We start from the raw sequence: 17,649 nt of genomic DNA on the forward strand, positions 1-17,649 counted from the left end.
CCATCAACAAGCCGGAAAGGGAAAGATCACCGATCTTTGATCACGCCAACCGTCGTTACTGACGGATGTAGGTCTGACCCGAAAAATAACGTGAGGTGGCAGCGTGTCCCGGGGTCAGGCGGCCTCGGGGAGGGGGTCGAAGCGGACGGTGTAACCGAGGGCGTTGGCCTGGTGGGTGAGGCGGCGCAGGGCGCGTTCGGGGTCGCGGCGGGTGAAGTAGTCGCCGCCGAGGTCGTGGTAGTCGGTGTCGTTGGTGAGCATGTGCCAGACAGCGGTGAGGATGGAGTGCTCGATCGCGACGAGTGCCTTCTTCTTGCCGAGCCGTGGGGCGAGCCTTCGGTAGCGGGCACCGAGGTAGGTGGTGTCGCGGGTGCGGGCGGCGGCCATCGCGGCGGTGCCGAGGGCGCCGCCGAGCCAGTGGTTGCCGTGGCGGGTCTTCCCGGATCTGCGTTTGCCGGCGGATTCGTGCTGGCCGGGGCAGACGCCGGCTCAGGACGCCAGGTGTCCGGCGGTGGGGAAGCGGGTCATGTCGGCGCCGGTCTCGGCGATGATGACCTCGGCGACGGTCCGCCCGACCCCGGGGACGGTCGTGAGCTGCTCAAGCTGGTGGGCAAAAGGGCGCATCTCCTCCTCGATCCGCGTCGAGAGCTCGGTGATGGCCTCGGTGAGCTGGTCGATGCGTTCCAGGTGCAGCCGGCACAGGAACGCGTGGTGCTCGGAGAAGCTGCCGGTCAGCGCCTGCACCAGCTGGGGGATCTTGGGCCGCATCCGGGCCTTCGCCAGGCCAGCCAGCACCTCAGGGGTCACGTTCGCCGTCGATCAGCGCGGCGAGCATCGCCCGCCCGGACACCCCGAGAATGTCGGTGGCCACCGAGGACAGCTTGATCCCGGCGTCCTCGAGCTCCTTCTCCAGCCGCTGGGTCTCCCGGGTCCGGTCGGCGGTCAGCGTCGTGCGGTAGCGGGTGAGGTCACGCAGGTGGCGGATCGGCTCCGGCGGGACGAACGACGCTTTGAGCAGGCCGCACTCGCCGAGCTGACACAGCCAGGCCGCGTCGGACACGTCGGTCTTACGCCCGGGTAGGCCCTTGGCGTGGGCGGCGTTGACGAGGATCACCGACAGGCAGTCCTCCAGCAGGTAGAACGCCCCGCGCCAGTAGTCGCCCGTGGCCTCCATGGCTCTGGCGGTTTGGTTTGGCCCCATCCAAGCCGTCACACCACCGCCGGACCACCCCCCGCCTGGGGCCACCTCAAGCCGCTTGGGTTCTAACTGTGGTTGCAACACCAGTCTCGAAAGGTGTTGCGATGACCGGATCCCGGCGGAACGTCCGCAAGCGAGGCCCTGAGCCGCAGGCAGCCAAGCGTGATCACTACCTTCTGCTGATGGCACAGGGCATGAGCAACTCGGCGGCGTGCCGGGAGGTCGGGATCAACCGCAGGACCGGAACACGGTGGCGCTACGGGCGCACCAGCACCGACCACGCCGGCCGAACCCGCTCCTACCCACCGATCACCCAGCAGCCGCGTGTGGTGTCCTCGCGGTTCCTGTCCGAGGACGAGCGGGTGCGCCTCGCTGACCTGCTGCGCGCCGGGAACTCGATGCGGGAGGTCGCCCGCCAACTCGGCCGCAGCCCCGCCACGATCAGCCGCGAGATCCGCCGCAACCGCGACCCGCACTCCGGGGTCTACCACCCTCACCAGGCCGAACAGCGCGCAGTGGCTCGCCGCGCCCGGTCCACCGACGGGAAGCTGCGGCGTAACCCGCAGCTGCGCCAGTTCGTCCAGTAGCGCCTGGACCAGCGCTGGAGCCCCGAGCAGATCAGCGTCGCACTCCGGCAGGAATTCCCCGACGACCCGGACATGCAGGCCGCACCCGAGACCATCTACCAGGCCCTCTACCGGCCCGAACGCGGCGGCCTGGACCGCGACACCGCCACGAAACTACGCACCCGCCGACGGTCCCGCCGCCCGCGACGCCGCCCTGACCAGCGCGCCACCCGCTTCGTCGACCCCGGCACCCTGATCACCCAGCGGCCGGCCGAAGTGCAGGACAGGATCCAGCCCGGTCACTGGGAAGGCGACCTCGTGCGCCACGAGGCGCTGTGTAACCGAGCGGGGGTGGAAGACCTTCGCCGTTGTGCTGTCGCAGCAGCGTAACGAAGCTGGGGGCAGCCTGAGCCGAGGGATGTCGGCGAGGGTGGAAAGCAGCCCCGACAACGCCGGGACGGTCCAGCACTGCCCGGATGGGCCGGGTCCGGCAAGCAAGGCAGGAAGGCGTACGAGAGGAACCAGTGTTCTAACGCCTCTTAAGTCTCCCGCCAGCTCTAACCCGGTGGATTCGGGCTGGTCTGCGACGCGCACCAACACTTCGGTGTTGGGAACTTCGGGGTGGGTTTAGGTCGCTCACCTCGAAGGCCACGGCGAAAGCCTGCGGCGTAACCGTGGCGATGTCGCAGGGGCATAGCTGGGCGCCTCACCTGCCGATCGGTTTGCAGTGAACGTGGGAACCACCGTGAGGCTCCCGAGGGTGTCGCGCTCGACCAGAGGCGGCGGGTTCGGGTTGGCGCATCGTCAGCCGACGGCCACACGGTGGGGCGGAGGGGCCGTAGTAGTCCGAGCGGGGGAAAGCCTCGTGCATGGCGAAGGGCCCCAGCGAACTGACGCAGCTGGTATGCATAGATCGGAGTCACTGATGAATATCGGTGAACAGCCGTGGCCGGACCCTGCTGGGGCGGCCGGGCAGGTACGACAGATGCAATGCAAGCTGCACCGCTGGGCGGTCGAGGATTCCGGCCGCCGGTTTGATGACGTGTTCAACCTCGTTCACCACCCGGACTTCCTCACCGTCGCGTGGGACCGGGTGCATGGCAACAAGGGTGCGCGGACCGCCGGAGTGGACCGGGTCAGCCCGGCGTCCATCGCCGAGGGTGTCGAGGTCGTCGAGTTTCTGGGGCAGGTGCGGGAGCAGTTGAAGTCCCGGTCATTTGTCCCGCTGCCGGTGAGGGAACGGTTGATCCCCAAGTCGGGCAGCAGCAAACTCCGCAGGCTCGGCATTCCGACGGTCACGGCATACAGCCGGGGCTAGCAGTCGATCTTTGGGTTCGCTGGTCGTCGTCCATCCCTTCCACCCCCTGCACGGCCACCAGTTGGACATCTTGTTCAGTAAGCGCCGGTCGGGTGGGGTGGTGTTCGTCTGCGCTCGGGAGGGGTCGGGGCAGGTCACACTGCCGGCTGGGTGGACGGACCGCGGTCCGGCTGCGCAGTGCCACCGGCTGTCGGTGGAGGGTCTGGTCGCGCTCGACGCGCTGACACGCACCCTTCAAGGTCGTTGATGTCGGTGTGTAGTCATGCGATTGTCTTGTGTGATGACTCCACCCAAGAGAGCGAGCCTCGACGCGCTGACCACGCGGCAGCTTCTGGCCCGCCGGCAGCTGCTCGCGGGCCGGCTCGGCGACGCGCAGCACGTGCTGGCCGGGTCGCTGGTCGAGCAGGCACGCCGGTGCGGCAAACCGGGCTGTTCCTGCGCGGGCGGCGCCGGGCACGGGCCGTACATCTATTTCAGCCCGCGGCAGGTCGACCGTGGCCGGCTGCGCTACGTCCCATCGCGTCTGGTGGGGATCGTGCACCGCTATGTGGCGCGCGGCGGCGAGGTCGAGGAGTTGTTGGCGGAGATTTCGGCTATCAATGTCGAGCTGTTGGCTCGGCGGGAGCTGGTCTGACCGGTGGCCGCCGCCGTGTTGTCCGGACCCGCCCGGGAAGAGGCGGTCGTGGTGTTAGCGAATATGACCGTCGCGGCGTTGGGAGGGGCCGGTGAACGGCGAGCACAAGATAGGCAGCGGTCATCGGGACCGGGCCGCGCTGGTATACCTGCGCCAGTCGAGCCTGGCGCAGTTGCGGGAGAACACCGAGTCGACCCTGCGCCAATATGCCCTGGAAGAACAGGCGGTCCGGTTGGGGTGGGCGCGGACGGACGTGGAGGTGATCGACACCGATCTCGGCCTGTCGGGGACCTCGACCCGGAACCGGGACGGGTTCCGCTATCTGATGAGCCGGCTGTGTCTGGGCGAGGTCGGCGCGATTTTCGGGTTGGAGATTTCCCGGCTGGCCCGCTCCAACGCGGACCTGGCCCGGTTGGCGGAACTGGCTCGGCTCACCGACACCTTGCTCATCGACGCCGACGGGGTCTACGACCTGGCCGACTTCAACGACCGGCTGCTACTCGGGTTGAAATCCACTATGAGCGAAGCCGAGCTCCACATCATGGCGGGCCGGCTGCAGGCGTCGAAACGAGCAGCGGCCGAACGCGGCGAACTGCGGACCCCGCTGCCGGTCGGCTACGTCTACGACGACGAACGCTGCCAGGTCATCGACCCCGACGCCGAGGTTCAGGCTGCGGTCGCCGACGTGTTCGCCGCGTTCGCTGCGACCGGGTCGGCGTTCGGAGTGGTCGCCGCGTTCGCCGGGCGCCGATTCCCGTTGCGCGCCTATGGCGGGGCATGGGCCGGTCAGCTGCGTTGGGGCCGGCTCACCCATGCCCGGGCGTTGGGTGTGCTCAAGAACCCGGCATACGCCGGTGCCTATGTGTTCGGCCGGTATTCATCCCGTCGTACCGTCAACCCGGACGGGTCGGTGCATACCCGCACCGTCGAACTACCCCGCGGCCAGTGGCCGGTCCTCATCAAAGGTCACCATCCCGGCTACATCACTTGGGAGGAATATCTGGCGATCGAGGCGAAATTGGCGGCGAACCGCACCAATGCTGGGGAACGGCCAGCGCGGGAAGGTCTCGCGTTGTGTCAGGGCATCATCAGCTGCGGGAGTTGTGGCCGGCCGATGGGAACCCGTTACCACACGCCTGGTCGCGCCGCTTATGAATGCCTCGCCCGGCACGACCAGGCCTCCACGCCCACCTGCCGGTCCATTGCGGCGGCCACGGTTGATGACGTCGTTGTCGAGGCGCTGCTGGCCGCTCTTACACCCGGGCAGATCACGCTCGCGTTGGACGCCGCCGGGCATGTCGCGGACCGCCACTACCGCGGTATCCGCGCCGCCGAACTCGCCGTTGAACGAGCCCGTTATGACGCGGACCGCGCCGAACGGGCCTTCCATGCCGCCGAACCGGAGAACAGGCTGGTCACCCGCACCCTGGAAAACCGCTGGGAGGAGAAACTCGCGGCGCTTACCGAGGCCGAAACCGCGCTGGCTGCCGCCCGCGACACGCTGCCACCCCTACCCGACCAGAACTCGATCCGTGCCCTTGCCACGGATCTGCCAGCGTTGTGGAATGCGTCCACGACCAGCGACAAGGATCGCAAGCGGCTGCTACGCACCCTCGTCGCCGACGTCACGTTGCTGCCCGAACCCGACCGCGGCAAAGCCCGCGTCGGGATCCGCTGGCACACCGGCGCCACCGACGAGATCACTACCGCCCGGGCCGTGCACCCGGGAACCGCGAAACGCACCCCTTCACCGGCCGCCGCGCTGATCTGCGAACGTGGATCCACGACCAGCAATGACGAACTGGTCACCCTGCTGGCCGAACGCGGATACACCACCGGACACGGACGCCCGTTCGACGTCAAAGCCGTGCAATGGGTCCGCCACGTTCACCACATTCCCACTCCCGGCCCTTACCGCGATGGCGAACTCAGCGTCAACCAGGTCGCCGAACGACTGCGCTGCAACCCCGGCGTCGTCTACTACTGGATTGAAACCGGCCATCTCCACGCCCGCCGCGGAGCCGGCAACCGGCTCTGCATCCCCTGGAGCCCCCGCATCCAAGCCGACTTCCAGAACCGCATCAACAGCTCGAGCCACCTCACCCCAACAGGGCGGGCCACCACATCCCACGGCCGCTAACCAGAGAACTGTCGGCGCCGTCTGGCAACATCAGATCGTCGCCGCCGAGCCAAACACGTCAAATCGGACCGGAACACGTGGGCAATCCCACGAACTACTGCGCAGGAGGGCAGTATGAAGCCACCGTCCCAACCGCGATGGACCGGGTGGTCCAGGCGTCCTTGGTGCTGGTGTTGGAGCCGATCTTTGAGGCGGATTTCAAACCGGTCAGTTACGGTTTCCGCCCCAGACGTCGGGCACAGGACGCGATCGCTGAGATCCATACCTTCGGCTCCAGGAACTATCACTGGGTCTTTGAGGCTGACATCGCAGCGTGTTTCGACGAGCTTACGCACTCGGCCGTCATGGATCGGGTGCGGCTACGTATCGCCGACAAGCGTGTCCTAGCCCTGGTAAAGTCCTTCCTGAAGGCGGGCGTAATGTCTGCCGACGGGACGGTCAGGGACTCAGCACAGGCACACCGCAAGGCAATGCCGCGTAGTTAAGGAGGCAGCAAAATGATCATTGTGATTCGTGATCTTCGTTGCTGATTTGAGTACGCGAATATCGTCGAGGGTGCCCGGAGTGTCATATAAGGATCCCTATCCCGGTCGGTAGAATCCCGTTGTGGTGGATTCTTCTGGTCTCGCCCCGGCGTGCGGGCGGCTGACCGACCGAATCGGTATCGGCGTACTGACCCGACTGGTGGACCGGGACCTGGTCGACGAGGTGCTCGCTGATACCGGCAAACGTGAGCAGCGAACAAGGCTGCTGCCGGCACGGGTGGTCGTCTACTACGTGATGGCACTGTGTCTGTTCTTCGAGGAAAGCTACGAAGAAGTGATGCGGATCCTCGTGGACGGCCTGCGTTCCCTGGGATCCTGGTCAAAGGACTGGCACGTTCCGACGACCAGTGCCATCAGTAAGGCCCGCACCCGGCTGGGACCCGAGCCCCTGCAGGTGCTGTTTGAACGCGTCGCGGTCCCCTGCGCGCAGCGGGGCACCCGCGGGGCGTGGCTTCGAGGCCGGCGCCTGATGGCGATCGACGGCTTCGTGCTCGACGTCCCCGACACCCCCGACAACGACGCGGCCTTCGGCCGCTCTGGCGGCGAAAAAAGACCCGCCCCCTTCCCGCAGGCCCGCCTTGTCGGCCTCGGCGAATGCGGAACCCACACGATCGTCGCCGCCGAACTCGACTCCTGGCACATCAACGAGCACCGCCTCGCCGAAAAACTAGTCGACAGATTCGAGCCCGGCATGCTCGTCATCGCCGACCGCGGCTTCTACAGCTTCCTCTTCTGGAAAGACGCCGCCGCCACCGGCGCCGACCTGCTGTTCCGCATGCCCGCCGGCCCCGAACTACCCGTTGTCCAAACCCTCCCCGACGGCTCCTACCTGTCCTTCCTGCTCGACCCGAAAGTCCGGCGCAGACGAGCCGTCCAGAAACACCGCGGATCCACCCTCGTCGAGCCACCCTCCGGCCCCACCGTCCGGGTTATCGAATACGAGGTCACCAACCGCGACGGCAGCGGCGAGCTGTTCTGCCTGATCACCACGATCCTCGACCCCACCGAGGCCACCGCCGCCGAGCTCGCTGACGCCTACAACCAGCGCTGGGAGTTCGAAACCAGCCTCGACGAACTGAAGACCCACCAACGCGGACGCGGCACCGTCCTGCGCTCGCAGTCCCCCGACCTGGTCAGACAGGAGATCTGGGCGCTCCTGCTCACCCACTACGCCATCCGAGCCCTCATGACCGAAGCCGCCGACCAGGCCGACCTCGACCCCGACAGACTGTCGTTCATGCGCTCGCTGCGCGTCATCCGCCGCCAGGTCACCAACCAGGCGGCTTTTTCCCCCTCACCACCTGGCGAACTCCCTCACCGAAACAATCAACGAGATCCGTGAAAGACCCAACCCACCCCGCCGCCACCGCAGCTGCCCCCGCGCCGTCAAAAGAGTCCACACCCACGCCTACCGCGCGAAGAGAAAAACCGACGCCACAATCACCTACACGGACCCGCCACACATAAAGATCATACGGGTTGCCTAACTACGCGGCATTGCACCGCAAGGCGGCATCATTACGCCCCCAACGCACTTGGCAACTTCGAGTTCGAGGTGACGCTGAGCTACCGGCGGCTGGAGCGGCCTCGGCGTGTCGAGGTGGCGTCGCGACACAGGTGGTAGTACTGATCTGCCTGTGGGTGATCGCCGTCGTGTGGGTGCGGGTGAGTACGCCGAGCGGGTGAACGCTGCGGCGGGGCTGCTGGAGGGCGGCGTTCCGATCGGGGACGCCGCCCTTCTGCTGTCTGCGCGGTTTGGGGTTTCGCTGCGGCAGGCCCGGCGTTACGCCGATTCGGCGGCGGGTGGGCGGGTGGTCGTGCCTGAGTCGATGGTGGTGTTCACGGTCAAGCTTCCCGCTGTGCTGGCCGAGCGAATACGCGAGGAGGCTCGCGTCCGCGGCACGACGATTTCGTCGCTCGTGGCCGGTGCTTTGTCGGACTGCCTCGTGTCAGCCGGGGCGGGAAGTCCGGCGGATGAATGAGCGGGCGATCGCCCTCGAGTATGTTTTCGATCGCCACGTGGCCCGGGATCTGTCGATCGCGTATGGAGTCCTGGTCCCGCCGCGGCGGCTGAAAATCCAGACGGACCAGCAGACAGGAGACGCGCATGGTGAACGTGGCGGTTTATGCCCGGGTGTCGTCGGACCGGCAGAAGAAGAACGAGACGATCGTCTCGCAGACGGCGGCGCTGCGTGAACGCGCCCGACAGATGGGGGCGGCGTTGCCGGCTGAATGGGTTTTCGAGGACGACGGCCATTCGGGCGCGACGCTGACACGCCCGGCGCTGGAGCGGCTGCGGGACCTGGTCGCGGCGGTGCGGATCGACGTGGTGTTGTGCTATTCCCCGGAGCGGCTCGCCCGGAAGTTCGCCTACCAGGCGCTGCTGATCGAGGAGTTCGCACGGGCGGGTACCCGCGTCGAGTTCGTTAAAGGGCCTCGCGGGGACAGCCCGGAAGACCAGCTCATGGTCCAGTTCCAGGGAATGTTCGCGGAATATGAGAAGGCCCAGATCATGGAGCGTTACCGGCGCGGGAAGGCGCACCGTGCCCGGACGGGGTCGGTGAACGTGCTGTCCGGGGCGCCGTTCGGATATCACTACCGTCGGCGGTCCGACCAGCTCGGCGCCGGCTACGAGATCGTCCACCACGAGGCGATCCTGGTCACCGAGATGTTCCGCCGCTACGCCGACGAAGGCGCCTCCATCGCGGCGCTGGCCCGCTGGCTGACCGAGAAAGGCGTGCCGACCCGCACCGGCAAGAACCGCTGGGACCGGTCGGTGATCTGGGCCATGCTACGAAATCCCGCTTACAAGGGGACGGCGGTGTTCGGGAAGACGATGGTCGACAACACGCCGGCTGGCCTGAATCGGGTGGCGCGGATTCAGGGGCGTTCGACGCCGCGGCCGACCAGAGTCGTCGACCGGCCTCGTGATGAGTGGGTGGAGATCCCGGTGCCCGCCATTGTCAGCGAGGAGGTGTTCGAGCGGGTTGCGGCCCGTCTCGAGGAGAACAAGCGTTTCGCGCCCCGCAACACGAAGACGACCCCGTCGCTGTTGCAGGGTCTCGCAGCGTGCTCGGCATGCGGTTACGGTTACTATCGCACGTCGACACGGACCTCGAGCAAGAAGATCTACTACTACCGGTGCCTCGGTTCCGACGACTATCGATACGAGAATGGCCGTGTGTGCTGGAACAAGCCGGTTCGCGCCGACTACCTCGACGAGGTCGTTTGGGAACACGTCACGAAACTGATCAGCGATCCGACCCTCATCCGCGCCGAGATCGACAGCCGGCTGCGCCAGGCTCGTGATTCGGATCCCGCCAAGCGTCAGCGCGGACAGGTCGAGCTCGCGCTCACGAAGACCACCACCGCCATCGCCCGCATGATCGAGGCGTTCCAGGAACAGCTGATCACGCTTGACGAGCTCCGCGCGAGAATGCCCGAACTCCGCACCCGCGAAGCGAACCTCCGCGGTCAGCTCGACGCGCTTGACAGCCAGATCGCCGACCGCGACCTTTACCTCGCACTCGCAACCGATCTCGAGGGATTCCTGTCACAGCTGAGCGAGAACGCGAAAAGCACCGAGATCACCGACCGCCAACGCGTCCTGCGGCTGCTCGTCAAGAACGTTCTCATCGGCTCCGAGAGGATCACAATCCGTCATCGCATCCCACTTCGCCAACGAGCATCAGACCGCGACACCCCGGCCACCAGCACCGATACGGAGGGTGACCGAAAGACTGGTTGCCAAGTGCGTTGGGGGCGTAACCTCCCCGTTACTCCTGAACATAGCGCTTCAGGGAATGGAAGAGGCCGCAGGGGTCGAGTACGACTACCGTGGGATGGTGAAGGCCGGCCGCCCAACCGTCATAACGTATGCGGATGACTTTGTGGCCCTGTGCCACAGTCGTGAGCAGGCACAGGCGGTGCAGGCGAAGGTCGACACGTGGCTGGCGGAACGGGGTCTGACTCTGAACAAGGAAAAGACCGCGATCCGTCATGTCGACGACGGGTTCGACTTCCTCTCGTTCACCATACGCCGCTACCATCCCAAGGGCGGCGGAACGAAGGTACTCACCAGACCCAGCAAAGAAGCGCTTGCCAGAATCCGACGGGGAAACGCGGAGTCGCTGCGCTCCCTGCGCGGCGCCAACGTGGCCGCCGTGATCCAGGTCATGAATCCCAAGATCCGGGGCCAGGCGAACTACTTCCGTAACGGAGCATCAAAGGAGGCATATCAAAGCCTGGACGAGCACCTGTGGCAGCTGATCTACAAGTGGATACGCCACAGGCACCCGCACAGGAGTTGGAAGTGGGTCGTCAACCGCTACTTCGGTCCGTTCAACTCGGACAGAAACGACAGGTGGATCCTCGGCGACCGCACCAGCGGCGCCTACCTCCACAAGTACGCCTGGACGCCCATCGTCCGACATGCCCCGGTAACCGGCAGGAACTCACCCGACGATCCTGACCTCGCCCGCTACTGGAGCGACCGGCGGCGCAGACGAAAGCCGCCCCAGCTGGCGAAATCCCGCCTCAGCGCCATGCGCGCCCAAGACGGAACCTGCCCGCTGTGCGGTCTGCCGCTGCTGCTCGACGGCGACCCGCCGGACTCCCCCAGCCAGTGGGAGCACTGGTACGCCGCCGTCGGCAAGGTGATGACCTACACGGACATCACCGACAGCGAGAACCGGACGAAATACCGCCTTGTCCACACCGGCTGCGCCCGTCGGCAGGGAGACGGAACGCGGCCAGCCCGGACCAGCAGAACAGGAACCCGCCCGCCCCTGAGGCGTGCTTGAGCCGTGTGCCGCGACGAGTGGCAAGCACGGTTCTGACGGGGCCCCGGCGCAGCAATGCGCCGGGGCTACCGGACAACCGGCTGCGCTGGGTCCGCGACGTCACCTTCGGTGAGGACCTCAGCCAGGTACGGACCGGTAACGCACCCCAGGTCATGGCCAGCCTGCGCAACCTCGCGATCACGATCCTGCGCCTGACCCGCGTCACCAACATCGCCGCAGGAATCCGTCACCACGCCCGCCACCCCGAACGCCCACTAGAGACGATCATGAAGCTTGCTTGCTAACCGACAACTTTGCCGAGGCCCTGCCCACGACCCCGACCTGCCCAACACCGGGGCAGGTCGCGACGGCGTTCTCCACCTCCGTGCTGTAGACGTTCATACCACCAGTGATGATCATGTCGTTCTTGCGGTCGAGAAGGTAACGTACCCGTCTGCTTCCATACGGCCAATGTCACCGGTGTGCAGGCACCTGCCATGTAACGCCGTGGCGCTCTGTTCGAGACGATCTCGATAGCCGATCATCGTGTAGAGCGTGGATGCAACGATCTCACCGACCTGGCCGCAGGGCAGCTCACAGCCGTCTTCGTCGACGACCTTGACCCGGGTCATGATGCCGGCCTGGCCGCAGCTGGCCAAGCGGTGTTTACCGCCGGGATCGAGGCGGTGGTCATCGCGGCGCAGGCGTGTGATGAAATCGGTGCCTCCGACTGGCCGTAGAGCTGCATGAACACCGGACCGAATACCTTGAGACCGTGTTCAAGACGTTCCCGGGTGATCGGTGCGGCTCCGTAGAGGATGGTGCGCAGCGAACTGAGGTCCAGTTCCCGCCCGCCCGCCCGGTCGAGCACGCGATAGATCATCGTGGGCACCATGAACGTGAAGGTTACGCGGTCCGCGGTGATGCGCTGCAGGACCAGTTCGGGGTCGAACTTCTTCTCCAGGAAGTGCCGGGCACCCTTGAGCATCCCCGCCTGCAGGAGGAAGCCTGCACTGTCCGGTAGGGACGACATCAACAACAGCACCTCGTCGTCAAGCAGCCCCATTTCCATCACGTGGGCGAGCAGGTTGAAGGCGAGGCTGCGCTGGGTGTGCATCACCCCTTTAGGCAGGCCGGTGGTGCCGCCGGTGTAGACGATCAACCCAAGATTTTCTGGAATCGGGGCAATGAATGGCACCGTGTCGGGCTGCCCGGCCAGCGCCTCGCTCCATGAGAAGACCCCATCGGGGCACTCCTCCGGGTCGGCAACGGCGATGACCAGGTCGAGCAGGGGCGGCGCGGAGTGCAGTGCCGCCGAGAGCATTCCTGCATCGGTAATCGCGACCCGGGCGTCGCTGTCGCGCAAAATGTAGTCGATCTCGCTGGCCGATAGCATATCGTTGAGCGCCACCTTGACCGCACCACAACGCAGGATCGCCTGGTCTGCGACGACATACTCGGGTCGGTTGGACATCATCAGTGCCACCGACACGCCCGGGCCGACGCCCGTCTTACGGAGTCGATGGGCAAGCTGGTTCGCGGCGGTCACGATCTCGCCGTAGCTGTAGGTCTGGCCCTGGTAGTGCACCGCGGGACGCGAGTCGAACCGGTCGAGAGCGTCCACAAATAGAGATTTCAGGGTTAGGTTACTCATCGTACGCGCTCCAGGATACTTGCGTAGTTGGCGACCGCCAGGCCGCCCATGTTGAACACCCCGGCGACGGTGGCGCCTGGGACCTGCATCGCTTCCGCGCGCTCAATGAGCTGCAGGACGGCCATGACGTGCTGGGACACACCGGTGGCGCCGACCGGGTGGCCTTTGGACTTGAGCCCGCCGGAGGGGTTGACGGGAAGCTTGCCATCCCGGTCGACGATGCCGTCGATGACCACCTGACCCCCGCCGCCGGGCGGACACAGACCGACGACCTCGTATTCGATGAGTTCGGCGATGGTGAAGCAGTCATGCACCTCCAGCAGGTGAAGATCGGACAGTCGCATCCTGGCTTGTCCCAGTGCTGTCTGCCACGCACGATGCGCGGCGGCGAACGCGAGCGGGTCGCGCCGTGACGTGGGCAGGAAGTCGTTAGCCTGTGCCATCGCGCGGATCCGCACCGCGGGTCCGGGTTGAGTGCTGCCGGGTGCGGCGAGCACGACGGCGGCGGCACCATCGGAGATCGGACAGCAGTCCGTCCGCCGCAGTGGGGACGCGACCATCGGGTTTCGCGGGCCGATGGTGCGGCAGAAGTCGTAACCAAGATCGGACCGCAGGTGGGCGTACGGGTTGGCGACGCCGTTGCGGTGGTTCTTGGCCGCGATCTGGGCTAGGACATCGCTGTGGTCGCCGTACTTGGCGAAGTATGCCTCAGCGACCTCGGCGAACAATTCGGCGAATCCGGTCTGGGTGGACTCACCGGCACGGTCGTAGTCGGCACCGATCAGGGCCCGCCCGATGGTCACGGCGGGGGCGTGGGTCATCTTCTCGGCACCTATCACCAGCACGCGGCAAGCCTGGCCGGATCGGATAGCACGTATCCCAGAGACGAGAGCGGCCGACCCCGTCGCGCAGGCGTTCTCCACCCGGGTAGCGGGAGCGAAAAGCAGATCGTCATGGGCCTGCAGGGCGAGTGAGGAGGGGAAGGCCAACGGGTGCGATCCCCCGTTGTAGGTGCCGACGACGATTTCGTCGATCTGCCGTGGGTGTAGGCCTGCTCTCACGATGGCGGCGCGCGCCGCAGTGACGATCAGTGATTCCAGGGTCTCGTCGGACAGACGGCCGAACGGAGTGTGACCCCAACCCACGATTTCCACATCGTCGCGGTCCACATCGGATCCCTTCAATGCTCAGCCGCGCTGAGTGCGTTGATCCTCGTCAGCACGGTTTCCGGCGGGGCGTCGGCAGGAATCTCACCAAAACGGAGCCCTCGCTTGGCTGCCACGTCGGCACGTCGTGCGGCTTCGTCTGTGTCGGTCCATACGGCAGGCGGGAGCCCGCCACCGTGGCGACGATCATCCGGCAGCACATCCGCTGCCGTCTGGGGAAGGAGCAGCAGGTCGCCAGGCAGCGTGCCGTCGAGCTGATCAGGGTCGGTGACATCATTCAGCCGGATCGCGGTGACCCAGCCATAGTGAGCGGCAGCGGCCAGCAGGCTCGACCAGGCATCGGCTTCGTCGTCGTCCGGCCCGAACGCGGTATTGCAGGTGATCTGCAGCCCGCGAATCGGCCGGTCCGCTACGGTGCGGATCACCTCCAGCAGGCTCGCCGCGACGTCGTCGAGCGCATCGAGGTCGACCGCCACACCGGACGTAAGAAAGCTGCGCGGTGATGGGCAGTCGAGCACGATGTCGACACGGCTACCGAACTGGTGGAGCAAAGCGTCAAGGGTGTCGGCCACCACGCGGCGCGGCGCCGACAGCTCCAGCGCCTCGCAGAGGGCGCTGGCCTCGCTACCAGAGACTAGGTGGCGGGAGAACGGACCTAAGACGCTGACTGCATACACATCAGACCGCAGTAACGGGTGTGCCTGTGCGGTAGCGGCTACCAGCGTAGCCGGCTCGTCATACCAGCGGCCGGGTGCGCCGGCGAAGACCGACCACACGTACCGGTCGCAGTCCAGCCAAGTCAGAGTGTCGCGTCTGGCCCGGATCCAGTCGTCCAAGGCATTCATCGTTCTCCCGCCATCCTTCCCAGTCCCGTAGCATTAGTCCTGCAGCTGCGCGATCCGCGCGTCCTTCGGATCGGGCATAATGACCGGCGCGATCTCGTCCGCGGGGCAGGTGTTTCCGGAGTGCCCCGGAACAGCAGGCTCGGGTCGTTCCAGGAGCCGAATAACGGCACGTTGGCCGGAGGGGCCACGGTCACCCAGTCCTTGACAAACTCCGCATGCGGCTTGCCCCGCCGGAGCTGAGCGGCCCGCTCGGCCTTCCGGGCCGCGGTATCCACCGCGGCGGTCTCGGGGTTGAGCGCCACATGGTAGATTTCGCGCACGGTGTTCATGGACACCAAGTAGTCGCGGTAGTCGGAAGCCACCAGCTTGGGATCGCGTTCGAGCACGTCACCGTAGCCGCCACCGACATCCTGGGTAGTCATGTACAGCTCGCCGCGGTCGGCGAGCTCGAACTGCAGGCCCATGTGGTGCGTCGAGTAGGCCGCTTCGGGGAAAGGGCACTCGTTCATGAGCTCTTCTATGGTGTAGCGCAGCAGGTCGCGCTGGTTGTCCATTACCTTGCGGATGTCGACGTCCTTGACCTTGCACAGCGGATAGGTGTCGGGGCCGTAGCCGCCGAAGACGCCATGCGAGCTGGGGAACTTCGATCCGATGCTGCACACCATCAAGCCCCACATGGCACTGTCCTTGACGGTGGCGATCTACACAAGGATTCCCATCGGGCGCCTCCGTCGACCTTTCGCATGAACTGGCTCACAAGCTTTCAGTAATTGAAGGGTGGTTTCACCACCCTTAGGGGTAGCCCGTGGAAGAAAATCGGGTGGTCGAGCGCCCCTCTCCGGGGCCGCCGAGTACCGTCCACTGACGTTGCGGCGGAAAGTGGTCGCCCGACAACCTGTCGAAGGCTGCCTTCCATGACGCGAAGTGTCCACTCCGTGACCTACGGGTACGTCGGTCAGTGCTCCGATGGGAAGCGCGGGTTGGGTGGGTTCGGGGTCACCGTCGGGTTCGGGCAGGTTGGTCATTTCCGGAAGGTGGGTCGGTGCGGACTCGAGCGTTTCGACAAGAAATGATCTTCTAGATGGCGAGTGCCTTCCCCTTCTCAACCCGGCCCCGCGGCCACGGACCGACCGCCAGATATCGCTCCGGCTCGACGCCACCACCCATCTACCGAACAAGTCAGTCCCGCGAGCACAAGACCGGCAGCATTGGGAGGGCACGTGACGCGCATCGTCATCCTGGGCGGCGGACCTGGCGGCTACGAGGCGGCGCTGGTCGCCGCCTCGCTCGGTGCGACGGTCACCGTGATCGACTCCGACGGGATCGGGGGTGCGTGTGTTCTGACCGACTGCGTGCCATCCAAGACCCTGATCGCCACGTCGGAGACGATGACCAACTTCGCGATGGCGCCGGCGCTCGGGGTGCGTCCGCACGGCGACCCGGGGGCGGAGACGGGCAGCTGGGAACTGACTAGCCGGCCCCACCTGACCCCGCCCGAGGTAGTCACCGTCGACCCCGAGCAGGTCAACGAGCGGGTGCGGACGCTCGCCCGCGCCCAGTCGGCCGACATCGAACGCCGCCTGGAGCGGGAGGGGGTCGAGGTGGTGCACGGCACCGGCCGCCTAGTCGGACCACCCGACCGCCTGGTCGGCCCGCATGCCGTGGAGTCGTCCGACGGCGAGACCTTCGTCAGCGACGTCGTTTTAGTGGCGACCGGTGCGTCGGCGCGGGAGATCTCCGGCTGCGAACCGGATGGCGAGCGGATCCTTACCTGGCGCCATCTCTACGAGCTCAAGGAGATCCCCGAGCATCTGGTGGTGGTGGGCTCCGGGGTGACCGGGGCCGAGTTCGCCAGCGCCTACCGTGCCCTGGGCGCCGAGGTGACGCTCGTCTCGTCCCGGGAGTGTGTGCTGCCCGCTGAGGATCCGGACGCGGCGCAGGTGATCGAGGATGTCTTCGTCCGCCGTGGCATCCAGGTGCTCAACCGTTCCCGCGCCGCCTCGGTACATCGCATCGGCGACGGCGTGCTCGTCGAACTGACCGACGGCAGGACGGTGACGGGCAGCCACGCGCTGATGGCGGTGGGATCGGTGCCACGCACGACGGGTCTCGGTCTGAGTGAGGTCGGGGTTCGCCTCGGCTCCGGGGGCCATGTCGTCGTCGACCGCATGTCGCGCACCTCGGTTCCCGGGATGTACGCGGCCGGCGACTGCACCGGCGTGCTCCCGCTGGCGTCCGTCGCCGCGATGCAGGGACGTATCGCGATGTGGCACGCGCTGGGGGAGGCGGTCACCCCCCTGCGCCTGGGCACCGTCTCCTCGAACATCTTCACCGAGCCCGAGATCGCCACCGTCGGTGTGACCCAGCGGATGAAGGACTCCGGGGTGATCGCCGCCGAGGTCACTACAGTGCCCTTGATGCGCAATCCGCGGGCGAAGATGATGGGTATAGCGGATGGTTTTGTTAAGCTGTTCTGCCGGCCTGGAAGCGGCAGCGTGCTCGGAGGTGTCATCGTCGCACCCCGGGCAAGTGAGCTGATCCTCTCAATTTCACTCGCGGTCGAGAACGGTCTCACGGTCGACCAGGTCGCGCGCACCTTCTCGATCTATCCGTCCTTGTCTGGTTCTATCACCGAAGCGGCCCGAGTCCTGCGCCCCCGAGATCTTTTCGCCGGTTTCGAAACCCCCGCCTGAACCTTAACTTGATCTTTAGCGATCTTTAGTCGCTAGTGCGCTGACCACGAACGTTTCCGGCCGTGAAGTAGGTAGGGGTGGGTGGTCGTGGGCACACCGTGCCTGATGA

At 66.2% G+C, this 17,649-nt stretch carries 16 protein-coding genes and 3 pseudogenes; 13 read left to right on the top strand and 6 right to left on the bottom strand.

Features of this window, described 5'->3' with window-relative positions:
• Positions 1–114: 114 nt before the first annotated feature.
• Positions 115–1,174: pseudogene (locus MXD62_RS20700) on the bottom strand (IS110 family transposase); the annotation flags it as partial.
• Positions 1,175–1,302: 128 nt separating this feature from the next.
• Here MXD62_RS20700 and MXD62_RS20705 point away from each other — a divergent pair.
• From MXD62_RS20705 to MXD62_RS20755, 12 genes and pseudogenes are all read left to right on the top strand, one after another.
• Complete coding sequence (locus tag MXD62_RS20705; protein ID WP_248831160.1) at positions 1,303–1,785, top strand: helix-turn-helix domain-containing protein; 483 nt, start codon at positions 1,303–1,305, stop codon at positions 1,783–1,785.
• Positions 1,786–1,857: 72 nt separating this feature from the next.
• On the top strand, positions 1,858–2,154 hold the full coding sequence (locus MXD62_RS20710) for a hypothetical protein (RefSeq protein ID WP_248831161.1): 297 nt from the start codon (positions 1,858–1,860) through the stop codon (positions 2,152–2,154).
• A gap of 595 nt (positions 2,155–2,749) precedes the next feature.
• Positions 2,750–3,082: a hypothetical protein gene (locus MXD62_RS20715; protein ID WP_248831162.1), complete on the top strand. Its 333-nt coding sequence runs from the start codon at positions 2,750–2,752 to the stop codon at positions 3,080–3,082.
• Positions 3,083–3,092: 10 nt separating this feature from the next.
• Positions 3,093–3,329, top strand: coding sequence for a DUF5372 family protein (locus tag MXD62_RS40765; protein WP_368862427.1), 237 nt, complete (start codon positions 3,093–3,095; stop codon positions 3,327–3,329).
• A 33-nt stretch (positions 3,330–3,362) separates the two neighbouring features.
• Positions 3,363–3,716 carry a DUF6788 family protein gene (locus MXD62_RS20720; RefSeq protein ID WP_248831163.1) on the top strand — a complete coding sequence of 118 codons (354 nt, stop codon included), beginning with the start codon at positions 3,363–3,365 and terminating at the stop codon, positions 3,714–3,716.
• Between the two features lie 91 nt (positions 3,717–3,807).
• A complete protein-coding gene (locus MXD62_RS20725) occupies positions 3,808–5,856 on the top strand; it encodes a recombinase family protein (RefSeq protein ID WP_248831164.1) in 2,049 nt (682 codons plus the stop codon).
• Positions 5,857–5,981: 125 nt separating this feature from the next.
• Positions 5,982–6,325: pseudogene (locus tag MXD62_RS20730) on the top strand (reverse transcriptase domain-containing protein); the annotation flags it as partial.
• Positions 6,326–6,462: 137 nt separating this feature from the next.
• Entirely contained in the window at positions 6,463–7,743 is a 1,281-nt protein-coding gene (locus MXD62_RS20735; protein WP_248831166.1) for an IS4 family transposase, read from the top strand.
• A 313-nt stretch (positions 7,744–8,056) separates the two neighbouring features.
• On the top strand, positions 8,057–8,383 hold the full coding sequence (locus MXD62_RS20740) for a hypothetical protein (protein WP_248831167.1): 327 nt from the start codon (positions 8,057–8,059) through the stop codon (positions 8,381–8,383).
• A gap of 125 nt (positions 8,384–8,508) precedes the next feature.
• Positions 8,509–10,287, top strand: a complete 1,779-nt coding sequence (locus MXD62_RS20745; RefSeq protein ID WP_248831168.1) for a recombinase family protein — start codon at positions 8,509–8,511, stop codon at positions 10,285–10,287.
• Entirely contained in the window at positions 10,205–11,203 is a 999-nt protein-coding gene (locus MXD62_RS20750; protein WP_248831169.1) for a group II intron maturase-specific domain-containing protein, read from the top strand. Before MXD62_RS20745 ends, MXD62_RS20750 begins: the two co-directional genes overlap by 83 nt.
• A 71-nt stretch (positions 11,204–11,274) precedes the next feature.
• A pseudogene (locus tag MXD62_RS20755) lies at positions 11,275–11,487 on the top strand (ISAs1 family transposase); the annotation flags it as partial.
• A 111-nt stretch (positions 11,488–11,598) separates the two neighbouring features.
• On the opposite strand, the gene MXD62_RS38845 reads toward MXD62_RS20755, so the two are convergent.
• The 5 genes from MXD62_RS38845 to MXD62_RS20775 are packed head-to-tail and all read right to left on the bottom strand — an operon-like array spanning position 11,599 to position 15,524.
• Positions 11,599–11,814: an AMP-binding protein gene (locus MXD62_RS38845; RefSeq protein WP_251082036.1), complete on the bottom strand. Its 216-nt coding sequence runs from the start codon at positions 11,812–11,814 to the stop codon at positions 11,599–11,601.
• Positions 11,811–12,836 carry a class I adenylate-forming enzyme family protein gene (locus tag MXD62_RS20760; protein WP_251082037.1) on the bottom strand — a complete coding sequence of 342 codons (1,026 nt, stop codon included), beginning with the start codon at positions 12,834–12,836 and terminating at the stop codon, positions 11,811–11,813. Before MXD62_RS20760 ends, MXD62_RS38845 begins: the two co-directional genes overlap by 4 nt.
• Positions 12,833–14,005 (bottom strand): acetyl-CoA acetyltransferase, encoded by a 1,173-nt coding sequence (locus MXD62_RS20765; protein ID WP_248831170.1) that lies wholly within the window; start codon positions 14,003–14,005, stop codon positions 12,833–12,835. The genes MXD62_RS20760 and MXD62_RS20765 overlap by 4 nt, the downstream gene beginning before the upstream one ends.
• A gap of 11 nt (positions 14,006–14,016) precedes the next feature.
• Entirely contained in the window at positions 14,017–14,838 is an 822-nt protein-coding gene (locus MXD62_RS20770) for a hypothetical protein (RefSeq protein WP_248831171.1), read from the bottom strand.
• A gap of 5 nt (positions 14,839–14,843) precedes the next feature.
• Positions 14,844–15,524, bottom strand: a complete 681-nt coding sequence (locus MXD62_RS20775) for a hypothetical protein (RefSeq protein ID WP_248831172.1) — start codon at positions 15,522–15,524, stop codon at positions 14,844–14,846.
• A 543-nt stretch (positions 15,525–16,067) separates the two neighbouring features.
• Between MXD62_RS20775 and MXD62_RS20780 the strand changes: the two genes are divergently transcribed.
• On the top strand, positions 16,068–17,540 hold the full coding sequence (locus tag MXD62_RS20780) for an NAD(P)H-quinone dehydrogenase (RefSeq protein WP_248831173.1): 1,473 nt from the start codon (positions 16,068–16,070) through the stop codon (positions 17,538–17,540).
• Positions 17,541–17,649: the final 109 nt, after the last annotated feature.

It is taken from the genome of Frankia sp. Mgl5 (assembly GCF_023242985.1).
Taxonomy (GTDB): domain Bacteria; phylum Actinomycetota; class Actinomycetes; order Frankiales; family Frankiaceae; genus Parafrankia; species Parafrankia soli.

Bases quoted from the DNA above. Each gene is read 5' to 3' on its own strand.
- MXD62_RS38845 (WP_251082036.1), bottom strand. From the start codon at position 11,814: ATGACCCGGGTCAAGGTCGTCGACGAAGACGGCTGTGAGCTGCCCTGC.
- MXD62_RS20760 (WP_251082037.1), bottom strand. From the start codon at position 12,836: ATGAGTAACCTAACCCTGAAATCTCTATTTGTGGACGCTCTCGACCGG.
- MXD62_RS20720 (WP_248831163.1), top strand. From the start codon at position 3,363: ATGACTCCACCCAAGAGAGCGAGCCTCGACGCGCTGACCACGCGGCAG.
- MXD62_RS20775 (WP_248831172.1), bottom strand. From the start codon at position 15,524: ATGTGGGGCTTGATGGTGTGCAGCATCGGATCGAAGTTCCCCAGCTCG.
- MXD62_RS20715 (WP_248831162.1), top strand. From the start codon at position 2,750: ATGCAATGCAAGCTGCACCGCTGGGCGGTCGAGGATTCCGGCCGCCGG.
- MXD62_RS20750 (WP_248831169.1), top strand. From the start codon at position 10,205: ATGGAAGAGGCCGCAGGGGTCGAGTACGACTACCGTGGGATGGTGAAG.
- MXD62_RS20710 (WP_248831161.1), top strand. From the start codon at position 1,858: ATGCAGGCCGCACCCGAGACCATCTACCAGGCCCTCTACCGGCCCGAA.
- MXD62_RS20705 (WP_248831160.1), top strand. From the start codon at position 1,303: ATGACCGGATCCCGGCGGAACGTCCGCAAGCGAGGCCCTGAGCCGCAG.
- MXD62_RS20745 (WP_248831168.1), top strand. From the start codon at position 8,509: ATGGTGAACGTGGCGGTTTATGCCCGGGTGTCGTCGGACCGGCAGAAG.